10 protein-coding genes are annotated in these 13,066 nt (G+C 62.8%); 6 read left to right on the top strand and 4 right to left on the bottom strand.

Annotated elements, in window-relative coordinates; all coding sequences use genetic code 11:
• Positions 1-60 precede the first annotated feature (60 nt).
• The 4 genes from speA to ACI2KG_RS23190 all read right to left on the bottom strand — a co-directional run bounded on the left by speA (position 61) and on the right by ACI2KG_RS23190 (position 4,423).
• Positions 61-1,974 carry an arginine decarboxylase gene (gene speA, locus ACI2KG_RS23205; protein ID WP_201201814.1) on the bottom strand — a complete coding sequence of 638 codons (1,914 nt, stop codon included), beginning with the start codon at positions 1,972-1,974 and terminating at the stop codon, positions 61-63.
• A gap of 153 nt (positions 1,975-2,127) precedes the next feature.
• Positions 2,128-2,499, bottom strand: coding sequence for a translation initiation factor Sui1 (locus ACI2KG_RS23200; RefSeq protein ID WP_404663431.1), 372 nt, complete (start codon positions 2,497-2,499; stop codon positions 2,128-2,130).
• 317 nt (positions 2,500-2,816) lie between these two features.
• On the bottom strand, positions 2,817-3,353 hold the full coding sequence (locus tag ACI2KG_RS23195; protein WP_404663430.1) for an NUDIX hydrolase: 537 nt from the start codon (positions 3,351-3,353) through the stop codon (positions 2,817-2,819).
• A 2-nt stretch (positions 3,354-3,355) separates the two neighbouring features.
• On the bottom strand, positions 3,356-4,423 hold the full coding sequence (locus tag ACI2KG_RS23190) for a DUF2333 family protein (RefSeq protein WP_400619490.1): 1,068 nt from the start codon (positions 4,421-4,423) through the stop codon (positions 3,356-3,358).
• Between the two features lie 248 nt (positions 4,424-4,671).
• On the opposite strand from ACI2KG_RS23190, the gene ACI2KG_RS23185 reads away from it, so the two are divergent.
• The 6 genes from ACI2KG_RS23185 to accC all read left to right on the top strand — a co-directional run bounded on the left by ACI2KG_RS23185 (position 4,672) and on the right by accC (position 12,902).
• Positions 4,672-6,027 (top strand): diguanylate cyclase, encoded by a 1,356-nt coding sequence (locus ACI2KG_RS23185; RefSeq protein WP_400619493.1) that lies wholly within the window; start codon positions 4,672-4,674, stop codon positions 6,025-6,027.
• A gap of 158 nt (positions 6,028-6,185) precedes the next feature.
• The gene (locus ACI2KG_RS23180; RefSeq protein ID WP_404663429.1) at positions 6,186-8,147 is read left to right on the top strand and encodes a methyl-accepting chemotaxis protein; all 1,962 of its coding nucleotides are present in this window, start codon (positions 6,186-6,188) and stop codon (positions 8,145-8,147) included.
• Between the two features lie 412 nt (positions 8,148-8,559).
• Positions 8,560-10,332 carry a protein-disulfide reductase DsbD gene (locus ACI2KG_RS23175; protein ID WP_404663428.1) on the top strand — a complete coding sequence of 591 codons (1,773 nt, stop codon included), beginning with the start codon at positions 8,560-8,562 and terminating at the stop codon, positions 10,330-10,332.
• A 179-nt stretch (positions 10,333-10,511) separates the two neighbouring features.
• Entirely contained in the window at positions 10,512-10,967 is a 456-nt protein-coding gene (gene aroQ, locus ACI2KG_RS23170) for a type II 3-dehydroquinate dehydratase (RefSeq protein ID WP_003255330.1), read from the top strand.
• Positions 10,968-11,067: 100 nt separating this feature from the next.
• Positions 11,068-11,529, top strand: a complete 462-nt coding sequence (accB, locus tag ACI2KG_RS23165; protein ID WP_404663427.1) for an acetyl-CoA carboxylase biotin carboxyl carrier protein — start codon at positions 11,068-11,070, stop codon at positions 11,527-11,529.
• Between the two features lie 17 nt (positions 11,530-11,546).
• Positions 11,547-12,902, top strand: coding sequence for an acetyl-CoA carboxylase biotin carboxylase subunit (gene accC, locus ACI2KG_RS23160; RefSeq protein ID WP_404663426.1), 1,356 nt, complete (start codon positions 11,547-11,549; stop codon positions 12,900-12,902).
• Positions 12,903-13,066 lie beyond the last annotated feature (164 nt).

Below are 13,066 nucleotides of genomic sequence, written 5' to 3'. Positions count from 1 at the left end.
ATCGCGGTCATCTGTAGGAGCGGCCTCGCGTCGCGATGGGCCGCAAAGCGGCCCCGTTAATCAGGAAGACAAGTACGAAGACCGGGTCAACCCAAGCCGCAACGCATCCAGATACTGCGTCCGCTCGCGCGCAGTAATCTTGGCGCTGGCGACCTTGTCGCGGTAATGGGTCATCAATTCCTCGGGCGACAGGTGCACGTAGCGCAGCATGTCTTCGATGGTGTCGTGGGTCTCGATGCCGGCGTGGTACACGCTGCCATCGGCGTTCTGGTAGATGTTCACCGAGTCGGTATCACCGAACAGGTTGTGCATGTCACCGAGGATTTCCTGGTAGGCACCGACCAGAAACACGCCCAGCAGGTAGTCCTCGCCTTCCTTCACCGCATGCACCGGCATGCTGGTCTCGATGCTCTGCTCGTCGACGTACTGGTTGATCTTGCCGTCAGAGTCGCAGGTCAGGTCCTGTAGCACCGCACGGCGCATCGGCTCTTCATCCAGGCGGTGCAGCGGGATGATCGGCAGTACCTGGCCGATGGCCCAGGTGTCCGGCAGGCTCTGGAATACCGAGAAGTTGCAGATGTACTTGTCGGCCAGCTTGTCGTTCAGCTCATCCAGCACTTGGCGGTGCGAACGCTGGCGGGCTTTCAGCGAGTTGTGCAGGCGGCGGCACACGGCAAAGTAGCACTGCTCGGCCAGGGCCTTCTCGCCCAAGGTGAGTTTGCCATCGGCATACTGCGCGGCCACGTCACCCATGTAATGGGTGGCGCGCCAGTAGGTTTCGGTGACCATTTCGATATCGGTCGGGCCAAGCAGGTCCACCAGCCACTGCACGGTCTCGGGCAGGGCTTCCTTGTTCTCGATGGTCGGCACGTCGTCGTTGTGCCTTTCGACGTCGGTTACCTGGATCACCAGCATGGCGTGGTGCGCAGTCAGCGAACGGCCGCTCTCTGAAAAGATGTGCGGGTGCGGCAGGCCCTGCGCGTCGCAGAATTCCTTGAGCATGCCCACCACCACGCCGGCGTAGTCGTCCATGTCGTAGTTGATCGAGCTGGCATTGCGCGAGTGGGTACCGTCGTAGTCCACGCCCAGTCCACCACCCACATCGATGTGGTCGACCGGCAGGCCCAGCGCACGCAGCTCGCCGTAGTAACGGATGGCTTCCTTGAAGCCGTGCTGGTAGTCGGCCAGGTTGGCGATCTGCGAGCCCATGTGGAAGTGCAGCAGGCGAATGCCCTGGTCCAGGCCAGCATCGCGGAAGCGCTGCACCACGGAAAGCAGCTGGGCGGCAGACAAGCCGAACTTGGACTTCTCGCCACCGGTGTCGGCCCATTTGCTCGACGCCAGCGACGACAGACGCACGCGCAGGCCAACCTGCGGCTTCACCTTCAGCTCGGCGGCCTCTTCGATCACCAGGGCCACTTCCGACTCTTTCTCGATGACGATGAACACGTTGTGGCCGAGTTTCTGGCCCATCAGCGCCAGGCGAATGAACTCGCGGTCTTTGTAGCCGTTGCAGACGATGGTGCCACCTTTCGGGGCCAGCGCCAGCACGGCCAGCAGCTCAGGCTTGGAGCCAGCTTCCAGGCCGATCGACACGTTTTGCGTGGCGATGATGTTTTCCACCACCGCTTCTTGCTGGTTGACCTTGATCGGGTACAGCGCGGTGTACTGGCTCTGGTATTCCAGACGCGCGATGTTGGCGTCGAACGCGCCGGTCAGCTGACGTACGCGGTCCTGCAGAATGTCGGGGAAGCGCACCAGCAAGGGCAGCGACAGGCCGCTCTGGCGCAGCTCGTCGACCTGCTCATACAGGTCGATCGGCGCGCTGTCGGGGCCGTTGGGGCGCACTTCGACGCGCCCGGCTTCATTGATGGCGAAATAACCAGCGCCCCAATGGCGGATGCCATAAACACTGCGGCTGTCGGCCACGGTCCATTGGCTACCATCGTCTTTGCGTGTGCGTCGTACGGACATTCAAGTCCCCTATAGATAAGTCGAAGACACTGCCCCGCAAGGAGGCGGGCGCAGTGTAAAAGCCAAAAATGACGATTCGTCCGTGCCCAGCGAATAGACCCTGGTCACGGCAACGAGTTTAGAAAGCACGGGGCAAAAAAGCGCGCGGGTGAATCAGCCGCCGGACTTTTTCGCCTTGAAGCCTTGCTTGATCAGCTCGGCGATCAGCAGCTCGACATGGTCGCCCTGGATTTCGATGACCCCATCCTTCAGCGCGCCGCCGGTACCGCAACGGCGCTTGAGGGTGGTGGCCAGCTCTTTGAGCTGGTCGAGCGGCAGCGGCACACCGGTGACAGTCGTCACGGTCTTGCCGCCACGGCCCTTGCTTTCACGGCGCACACGGGCAATGCCATCGCCTTCGGGGATAACCTGCTGCTTGCAGGCACAGGCATCCACCGGCTGGCCACAGTCGGGGCAGTGCCGACCGGCGTCGGTGGAGTAAACGAGACCGCCAAGGGCGGAGAATGAAGAAGCTTTCTTGGCCACTTTTGTTCCTCGGTGCTGAGGACAAAAAATGGTCGTGCCTTGGGGATGAGGCCGACCGCGAAGCCCCACTCTGGCAGGGGCGGCGCTACTGCTGCAAGAATTGCGGCAGCCCGAAAAGGGCGCGCAGTGTAACGATAAATCTGGCTGTTGCTAAGTACAGGATTGCGGCATTTTGCGAATGTTTTGCGACCCTTCGCGTATTGGGGCTGCTGCGCAGCCCGATCGCGACACAAGGCCGCTCCTACATTGATCGGCGTGCGCAGGCCCCTGTAGGAGCGGCCTTGCGTCGCGAAAGGACCGCAAAGCGGTCCCCTACGTCATCCCAGGCTAACTTTGTAGCGCTGCAACGCCGCCAACGAGTCCGGGCAATACGGCTTCGTCAAGCTTTCCTGCTCAGCCTGCTCCAACCCAATAAACCGCGCCTCAATCACCTCTTCCGGCTGCAACCGCAGCGGCGCATCCGACACCGCCGAGTACACCGCACACCACAAGCGGTTATCCGGCTGGTCAAAGTAGAACCGCTCATGAAAGCGCAACTCGGCGCCTTCAATTCCCAGTTCCTCGGCCAACTCGCGCGCCGCCGACTCGGCATACGCCTCCCCGGCCGCGACCATGCCCCCCGCCGCCACATCCCAGTACCCCGGGTACAGCGCCTTGCTCAACGTTCGCCGGTGCACACACAACTCACCGGCACTGTTGAACAACAGGATGAACGTGCAACGGCCAATCAGGCCGCGTTCGCGCAACTCGGCCCGGGGCAAGGCGCCCAGCACCTGGTCGGCTTCGTCCACCCAAGTGACCAGCTCGCGGTCGGAAGCCGCCCGGTGGGCGGCCTCGCTCTGGCTGATAGCCATCATCAACCCTGCGACAACAGCTGACGCAGGTCGATAACTGCAGCGTTGGCCCGGGAAATGTAGTTGGCCATGACCAGCGAGTGGTTGGCCCACATGCCAAAGCCGCTGCCGTTCAGTACCATCGGGCTCCACAGCGGTTCTTGCGAGGCCTCCAGCTCACGAATGATCTGGCGCACACTGACCGTGGCGTTCTTCTTCGCCAGCACGTCGGCAAAGTCCACCTCGATGGCGCGCAGCAGGTGCGACAGCGCCCAGGCCTGACCACGGGCTTCGTAGAACACGTTGTCGATCTGCAGCCATGGGGTTTCCACCAGCTCTTCATCCACCTGCGGCGCCTGGCCGGCAACTACCGACTCGGTCTTCAGGTTGGAATTGAGCTTGACCCGGCCAACGCTGGCCGACAGGCGCTGCGACAGCGAACCCAGGCGGGTGGCAACGTCACCCAGCCAGTTGTTCAGGTTGTCGGCGCGGGTGTAGAAGATCGCGCCCTTGTCACCGGCGGCCAGACGGGTCTGGTAGCGGGTCAACGACTTGATGCCCTCCTCGAATTCCGACTCGCTCGATGGCAGGATCCAGCTCTTGTTGTCGAAGTTGAAGCGCGGCTCGGCCTTGGCCAGGTCGGCGTCTTCGGTGGACTGCGACTGCGAACGGGCGAAGTCCTTGCGCAGGGCACGGGACAAGTCACGCACCTGCACCAGCACGCCGTATTCCCAACTTGGCATGTTGTCCATCCACAGCCCTGGCGGGAAGCGGTCGTTGGAAATATAGCCACCTGGCTTGTTCAGCAGGGTGCCGGCCACGGTCTTGAGGGTTTCGATGGTGGTGTAGCCTACGACCATCTGCTGGCCATTGTGCTCGGCGGCAGTTTGGGCGTTCTGCTGCACCGGGAACAGCGCAGGCTCCTGGCTCCAGTACCAGCCCAGGCCGATACACACCAGCAGGTACAACCCGATCAGGGTCCCCAGGGCACGGCTCCAAAGGCCGCCAAGGTAACTACGAGCGGCAGCACCGCGGCCATCGACACGCTCGCGGGGCTCGGCTTTGGCCTCGCGGTTTTTCCAGTCCAGCATGGCTTTTGTCCTTAATCAGTCACGACGGTTCAGGGCTTGGACCACAGGCCTGCGCCAGGGTGCCACGGCAAGCCCGCGTGGCAGCACTATAAAGCAGACACCGCCTTACGCATAAGCGACCATTCAGTCAGCAACTGAATATTCGTTCAGAACGCATTGTTGATGCAGGGCACTCATGCTGTGTGAAAGAGCTGCTAGCATAGAGCCATCATTGCCCCTGCATATCCCAACCTATAAGTAGCCAGGACATGAGCCAAGCCGTCGAGCCAAGCCCGCAGTGCCCCGACCCGCATCTGTCGCGTAGCGGCCTGCGCAAGGACGACCCACTGGACCAGGTACTGCTACCCCTGCGCAGGCCGGTGTACATCCTGTTGCAGGATCACGGGCGCGCCCAGCGCCTGGCCCAGCAGTTGGAGTTCTTTGGCATGATCGTGCAGGCACTGCCCAGTGCCACAGCGTTTCTGGCGTCTATCAGCGAGTATCCGCCCTCGGCGATCATCATGGATGTCGACTTCACCGGCGCCGGCCAGGGTCTGCTGCTGGCCGCCCGGGTGCAGCAGGGCCTGACGCAGCACATTCCGCTGCTGTTCTTCAGCCACCACGAAGCCGACACCCCAACCCGCCTGGCCGCCGTGCGCGCTGGCGGCCAGGACTTCCTCACCGGCAGCCTGGAAGCTTCCAGCCTGCTGGAAAAGGTCGAACTGCTGACCAATGCCGCCCAGCACGACCCTTTGCGCGTGCTGATCATCGACGACTCGCGAACGCAGGCCCTGTACACCGAACGCGTGCTGGCCAGTGCCGGCATGGTCACCCGCAGCTTGACCGACCCGATCCGCACCATGGCCGAACTGGCCGATTTCCAGCCCGACCTGATCATCCTCGACCTGTACATGCCGGCCTGCACCGGCCCGGAACTGGCCAAGGTGATCCGCCACAGTGACCGCTACGTGAGCGTGCCGATCATCTACTTGTCTGCCGAAGACGACCTGGACAAGCAGCTGGATGCCATGAGCGAAGGCGGCGATGATTTCCTGACCAAGCCGTTTCGCTCACGCCACCTGGTCACCACCGTACGCAACCGCGCCGCCCGCGCCCGCCACCTGAAGGCGCGCATGGTGCGCGACAGCCTGACCGGCCTGTACAACCACACCCACATCCTGCAACTGCTGGAAGACTGCAGCTTCCGCGCCCGCCGTGAGCAACAGCCGTTGAGTTTTGCCATGCTCGACATCGACCATTTCAAGAAGATCAACGACCGCCACGGCCACCCCATGGGCGACCGGGTGATCAAGAGCCTGGCGCTGTTTCTCAAGCAGCGTTTACGCAAGACCGACTTCATTGGCCGCTATGGCGGCGAGGAATTCGCCATCGTCATGCCCAATACCGCGCTGGAGGCAGCGCACAAGGTGCTGGACGACATTCGTCGGCGCTTTGCCGAGATTCTCTACCCGGCGCAACCGCGAGATTTACAGTGCACCTTCAGTGCCGGGGTGGTGCAACTGGATGACGGGCTGGATGCATTGACCATGGCCAGTGCGGCGGATGAAGCGTTGTACCGGGCCAAGCATGCCGGGCGTAATTGTGTGGTGCGCGTAGAGCCCTGAGATTGTTATCGCCCGCGAAGAGGCAGCACAAGCAACCCAGATACCGGCACTGTGCCACTTTTTTTCTGGCACCAACCCTCCGACGTCATCACCCGGTCACAAAATCGCAATAACTTCAGGCGCCTACCCCCACTCCCCTCCGCAGGAAGTTCGCGGCTATGCGCCTGAAGTGGCTGACCAATTTCAACACCCTGTTGCTGGTGACCGTGTGCCTCGCCCTGGGCGCTACCCTGTGGTGGTCGCAACGGGCCCTGGAGCGCCCCTACCAGATGATGGAACGCTACCTGGGCCTGTCCCAGCAGTTCCAGAACCAGACAGCGCGCAACATCCAGGCGTACCTGGGCAGTGGGGATGCCTTGCGCCATGCCGCCGCCATGGAGGCCAACCAGCATCTGCAGGCGGCCCTGGCCGCCTGGCCCGTCGGGCTGGCCGACAAGCTGCGCCCCAGCCTGGACAGCCTGCAAGCCTTCACCGCCAATGAACTGCTGGCCGCCGGCAAGCTGGCTGGCGACCCGCAAGCCCTGCTGCTGCAAGCGGAACGGGAGTTGGGGGCCAACTTCGAGCAACTGGCCGGCTACGCCCGCGACAGCGGTAATGCCGAGGCCAACCGCTATGTGCTACCCCTGCTCGACGCCAGCGTGCACCTGGGCCGGTTGTCACTGGCCCGCGACAAGCTGGTCAGCAGCGGTCGCCCGGAGCTTGCTGACGAAGTGGAGCGCGAGTTGCAACTGATCCGCGCCCAGGCCCAGGCCATCGACGCCCTGCCCTTGCTTGGCGTAACCCGTGCTGCCGAATCCGGCGCCGACGACTTCGCCGCCATGATGGGCCTGGAAACCCAGGCCCGCGCCCAGCAAGAAGACCTTGCCGTGGGCCTCAAGCGTGAGCTGCAAAGCCTGCTGGGCCGCTACCCGGCCGAACTGCAGCGCACCCGCGAACAGATCGAGCGCCGCGCGGCCCTGGCCGCCAGTACCGGCCAGCGCCTGGAAGCCGTACAGCAAGCCATTGCTGCGCTGGAACCGGAAGTGCGCGGTCAGCATGCACAAATTGCCGCCGAAGTGCGCATCATCCAAGGCCTGATGATCGGGCTGATCCTGCTCATCGCCCTGTTGATCGATACCTTGCAGCGGCGTCTGGCGCGTACCCTGACCGGCCTGGCCCCGGCACTGTCGCGCTGGGCGGAAGGCGACTTCGCCCAAGTGATCGCCCTGGGCAAGACCAACCGCGAACTGCATGATATCCAGGAGTCGCTCAATCGCCTGCGCCAGTACCTGGTCGAACTGGTTGGCACTATTCGCCACAACGCCGAACAGGTCGCCGGCAGCAGCCACGCCCTGGCCGGCATGAGCGCCGCCCTGCATGACGGTGCCGAACGCCAGGCCGGCGATACCGGGCAGATCCGCGATGCGTTAGGCGAGTTGGAAGCGACCATCCAGCAAGTGGCCGGCGATGCCAGCGCCGCCGCCGACGCCAGCCGTGATGCCGGGCGCGCAGTGGAACAAGGCCAGGCAGTGATTGGCCAGAGCCTGTCGGGCTTGCGTGAACTGGTCGATGAAGTGCAGGGCAATGCGCGCATGATCGAGCAACTGGCGGAAGAGTCGGCCACCATCGGCGGGGTGCTGACAGTGATCCGCTCGATTGCCGAACAGACCAACCTGCTGGCGTTGAACGCCGCAATCGAAGCGGCCCGGGCTGGCGAGATGGGCCGTGGCTTTGCCGTGGTGGCTGATGAAGTGCGTTCGCTGGCACAGCGTACCACTGGGGCCACTGGCGAGATTCAGGTCCTGATCGACCGCTTGCAACAGGCAGCCAAAGGCTCGGTGGCCGGCATGCGTGCACAGCTGGAGCATGCCGAAGCCACGGCCAGCCGGGCGCAGGCGGCGGATGGCGCGTTGGACGAGATTGTCTGTGCCATTCGGACCATCTCGGATACTGCCGTGCGGATTGCCGATGTCACGGCGCAGCAGAGCGGCGCGGTGAGTGAGATTCGGGATCACAGCGAACGGATTCATGAGCTGGGTGAGGATAATTTGCAGCGCATTGGTGAGGGGCGTGAGCAGGGGGAGCAGTTGCTGGGGTTGGGGGGGGAGTTGAACCGGGCGGTGCGGGCGTTCAGGGTTTGATTGGGGAGGAGTTCGCCGTGACAGGTGCAGCGCCTGGGAGATCGAGCGCCGCCCGCGCGGCGCTTCGCGGGGCAAGCCCGCTCCCACATCTGTTTCGGGACAATCACTTCTGTGATTTCACCGCTGGCCGCCTTGTTTGTTCCATTCGATATCGGCTGCGCACCTGCTTTTCATCAATCTCCAGCCATGCACACAGGGTGCGCGCGCCAGATGCACAGGAATAATTGGCCCGAAACAGATGTGGGAGCGGGCTTGCCCCGCGAAGCGCCGCGCGGGCGGCGCTCGATTTCCCAGGCGCTGCACCTGTCATGGCGAGCACCTCCCAGGCCCTGAACATGTCATGACGAACGCCGGCCCCAACCCCTACCAACTCCGCTATCATGCCCACCAAGTTCCACCTCGCGAGTCCGCCATGCGCCGCCTGTTTTTCCTGCTGTTCCTGCTGCTGGCCAGCCCTGCCTTTGCCACGGGCCTGCTCGACAACCGCCCCAGCGCCACCCTCGGCGCCGCTTCGCTGGCCAACAACGCCGACTTCCTGCCGGTACACGAGGCCTTCAAGCTCAACCTGATCCAGGCCGATGCGCAAACCATCAAGTTGCGGTTCATCGCCACCGATGGCTACTACCTCTATCGCCACCGTTTCCAGTTCCGTACGGAACCGGCCGACATCGCCCTGGGCACGCCGAACGTTCCCAAGGGCGAGGCCAAGCACGATGAATTCTTCGGCGACGTCGAGGTGTACCACGGCGTGCTCGACATCGAGCTGCCACGCAAAGACCCGCGCGCCTTTACCCTGCTGGTGGGCTACCAGGGTTGTGCCGACAAAGGCCTGTGCTACCCACCAGAAACCGCACGCCTGAGCATCGATGGCGAAGGCGGCGCAAACACGCCGGGTACAACCGAACACGCCTGGAACTGGAAATCGCTGCTGCTGTTCTTCCTCGCCGGGGTCGGCCTGACCTTCACCCCCTGCGTGCTGCCCATGCTGCCGATCCTCTCCGGCGTGGTACTGCGCGGCCAGGTTGGCGGCCTGCGCGGGCTGGCGCTGTCGCTGGCCTACGTGCTGCCAATGGCCGCCAGCTTCGCGGCACTCGGCGCACTGATGGGGCTGTTTGGCGCCGGCCTGAACCTGCAGGCGCGCCTGCAATCGGCCTGGGTGCTGGTGCCCTTCGCGCTGTTCTTCGTGGTGTTTGCCCTGGCCATGTTCGGCCTGTTCGACCTGAAGCTGCCGCAAGCGCTGAACAACCGCCTGAACAACGTTGCCAACCACACCAAGGGCGGTTCACTGTTGGGTGCGGCAGTGCTTGGGGTGCTCTCCAGCCTGTTGGTTTCACCCTGCGTATCGGCGCCGCTGGCCGGTGCCCTGCTGTATATCAGTGCCAGCGGCGATGCCTTGGGCGGTGCGCTCAAGCTGTTCGCCCTGGGCTTGGGCATGGGCGCACCGTTGCTGCTGGTAGCCACCGGTGGCGCGGCCTGGCTACCCAAAAGCGGCCCTTGGATGAATACGGTAAAGAACGCCATCGGCGTGCTGCTGCTGGGGCTGGCTATCGGCTTGCTCAGCCGTGTGCTGCCGGGCCAGGTGACGTTGCTGCTGGTCGGTTTCCTCGCCGCTGGCGTGGCCCTGTTCCTCGGCGCCCTGGAATTCGGGGTCAAGACTGCGCGCCAGCGCTTGGCGCAACTGCTCGGCCTGGCTTTGCTGGTGTACGCGCTGGCCTGTTGGTACGGCGCCCTCAGCGGCCAGGGCGACCCGCTGCGGCCACTGCCGGTGGCAACGGTTGCGGCCAGCGGCAGCGGCACGGCGGCAAAGGCGGATACCTGGCAAACCATCACCACACCTGAGGCGCTGGACGCCGCCCTGGCCCAAGCCAAGGCGGCTGGCCAGCCGGTGTTGCTGGACTGGTACGCCGACTGGTGCATCAGCTGCAAGGTGATCGAACACGACGTACTCAATGCGCCCCAGGTGCAACCGCAACTGGCGGCCTTCAAGCTGCTGCGTTTCGACATTACCGAGAGCAATGCCGAGCAACGCAAGCTACTCGATCGCTATCAGTTGTTCGGCCCACCTGCCCTGTTGTTCTTTGCCGCGAACGGCAGCGAAATTACCGCTGATCGGGTGATTGGCGAGATAAACGCCGGTGAATTTGCGCAAATTCTGACACGCGTGCGCGGCAAACTCGGTCTATAACTTCCCGCGTACCGGGAAAATTCCTCAAATCGGTGACCAGATTTAATTATTTGGTCACATACTTCGCGCGAACCTCGGACAACGTGCTGGCTATTGCCGGGAACTGGACACTTGCCGTCGCTTTACGGCACACTCGCCGCGCTGTGTCGAATTGCCCTACAAATCCAAGGAATCCGCAGATGGCAACGCTACTGGTGCTCCACGGCCCAAACCTCAACCTGCTCGGTACCCGCGAGCCAGGCCACTACGGCGCCGTGACCCTGGCCCAGATCAACCAGGACCTGGAGCAACGTGCCCGCGCCGCAGGCCACCATCTGCAGTACCTGCAGAGCAATGCCGAATACGAACTGATCGACCGCATTCACGCGGCACGCAACGAGGGTGTGGACTTCATCCTGATCAATCCGGCGGCTTTCACCCACACAAGCGTCGCATTACGTGACGCATTGCTTGCGGTGAGCATCCCATTCATCGAAGTGCACCTGTCCAACGTGCACAAACGCGAACCGTTCCGTCACCACTCCTACTTTTCCGATGTTGCCGTAGGGGTAATTTGCGGTCTGGGCGCCAGCGGTTATCGCCTGGCCCTGGAGTCCGCACTGGAACAACTGGCTGCCAACGCACAGCCCAAATGATGAAAACCCTGGCCTAAGTGGGCCGGGGTTCGAGAGAAACGTTTCAGATACGTTTTTTTGTATTTCGCCCCCTGACCGAACCTTTGGGAGTTGATGATTAATGGATATCCGTAAAGTCAAGAAACTGATCGAGCTGCTGGAAGAGTCTGGCATCGACGAACTGGAGATCAAGGAAGGCGAAGAGTCGGTCCGTATCAGCCGTCACAGCAAGACCCCAGCTGCCCAGCAGTTCTACGCACCGGCGCCGATGGCCGCTGCTCCGGTTGCTGCCCCGGTTGCCGCTGCTGCTCCAGCCGCCGAAGCCGCTGCTGCTGCCCCGGCCCTGAAAGGCAATGTGGTTCGCTCGCCAATGGTTGGCACCTTCTACCGCAAGCCTTCGCCGACCTCGCCGAACTTCGCTGAAGTTGGCCAGAGCGTGAAGAAAGGCGACACCCTGTGCATCGTCGAAGCCATGAAGATGATGAACCACATCGAAGCCGAGTTCGGCGGTGTGATCGACGCCATCCTGGTGGAAGACGGCCAGCCGGTTGAGTTCGACCAGCCGCTGTTCACCATCGTTTGAATCGCGGAGAGCCAACGATGTCTGGGAAGCTCGAAAAAGTCCTGATTGCCAACCGTGGGGAAATTGCCCTGCGGATCCTGCGTGCCTGCAAAGAGCTGGGCATCAAGACCGTCGCCGTGCACTCCACAGCTGACCGTGAACTGATGCACCTGGGCCTGGCAGACGAGTCGGTCTGCATCGGCCCCGCGCCATCCAAGGATTCGTACCTGAAGATCCCGGCGATCATCGCTGCCGCCGAAGTTACCGGCGCCACCGCGATTCACCCGGGTTACGGCTTCCTGGCGGAAAACGCCGACTTCGCCGAGCAGGTGGAAAAATCCGGCTTCGCCTTCATCGGCCCGAAAGCCGACACCATTCGCCTGATGGGCGACAAGGTTTCGGCCAAGGACGCGATGATCAAGTCGGGCGTACCGACCGTACCGGGCTCCGATGGCCCGCTGCCGGAAGACGAAGAAGTCGCCCTGGCGATTGCCCGTGACGTCGGCTACCCGGTGATCATCAAGGCCGCCGGTGGCGGTGGTGGTCGCGGCATGCGCGTGGTGCACAAGGAAGAGGACCTGATTGCCTCGGCCAAGCTCACCCGTACCGAAGCCGGTGCTGCCTTCGGCAACCCGATGGTCTACCTGGAGAAGTTCCTGACCAACCCACGTCACGTGGAAGTGCAGGTACTGTCCGACGGCCAGGGTAACGCCATCCACCTGGGTGACCGTGACTGCTCGCTGCAGCGTCGTCACCAGAAGGTGCTGGAAGAAGCGCCAGCCCCGGGCATCGATGAAAAAGCCCGTCAGGAAGTGTACAAGCGCTGCGTCGATGCGTGCATCGAGATCGGCTACCGTGGTGCCGGTACTTTCGAGTTCCTGTACGAAAACGGCCGCTTCTACTTCATCGAGATGAACACCCGTGTGCAGGTTGAGCACCCGGTTTCGGAGATGGTCACTGGCATCGACATTGTCAAGGAGATGCTGAGCATCGCCGCTGGCAACAAGCTGTCGTTCCGCCAGGAAGACGTAGTGATCCGCGGCCACTCGCTGGAGTGCCGGATCAACGCCGAAGACCCGAAGAAGTTCATCCCGAGCCCAGGCAAGGTCAAGCACTTCCACGCCCCGGGTGGCAACGGCGTGCGCGTCGATTCGCACCTGTACAGCGGTTATTCGGTTCCGCCGAACTACGACTCGCTGATCGGCAAGCTGATCACCTACGGCAAGGACCGCGACGAAGCCATGGCACGCATGCGCAATGCCCTGGACGAGATCGTCGTCGACGGCATCAAGACCAACATCCCACTGCACCGCGACCTGGTGCGTGATGAAGGTTTCTGCAAAGGCGGCGTCAACATTCACTACCTCGAGCACAAACTGGCCAGCCAGGAGTGATCGTGTAGTGTAATGAATCAGAACCCCGGCCATGTGCCGGGGTTTTTTATTGCCTGCCAGAACCTCGCAATTCATTGTAGGAGCGGCCTTGTGTCGCGATGGGGCGCGCAGCGGCCCCACAATTTCAGCTTCGCCGCAGATATCGCCGGGGCCGCTTTGCGGCC

It is taken from the genome of Pseudomonas sp. NPDC089407 (assembly GCF_044900445.1).
In the GTDB taxonomy this organism is placed as follows: Bacteria; Pseudomonadota; Gammaproteobacteria; order Pseudomonadales; family Pseudomonadaceae; genus Aquipseudomonas.
This window is presented reverse-complemented; position numbering and strand designations above follow the sequence as displayed.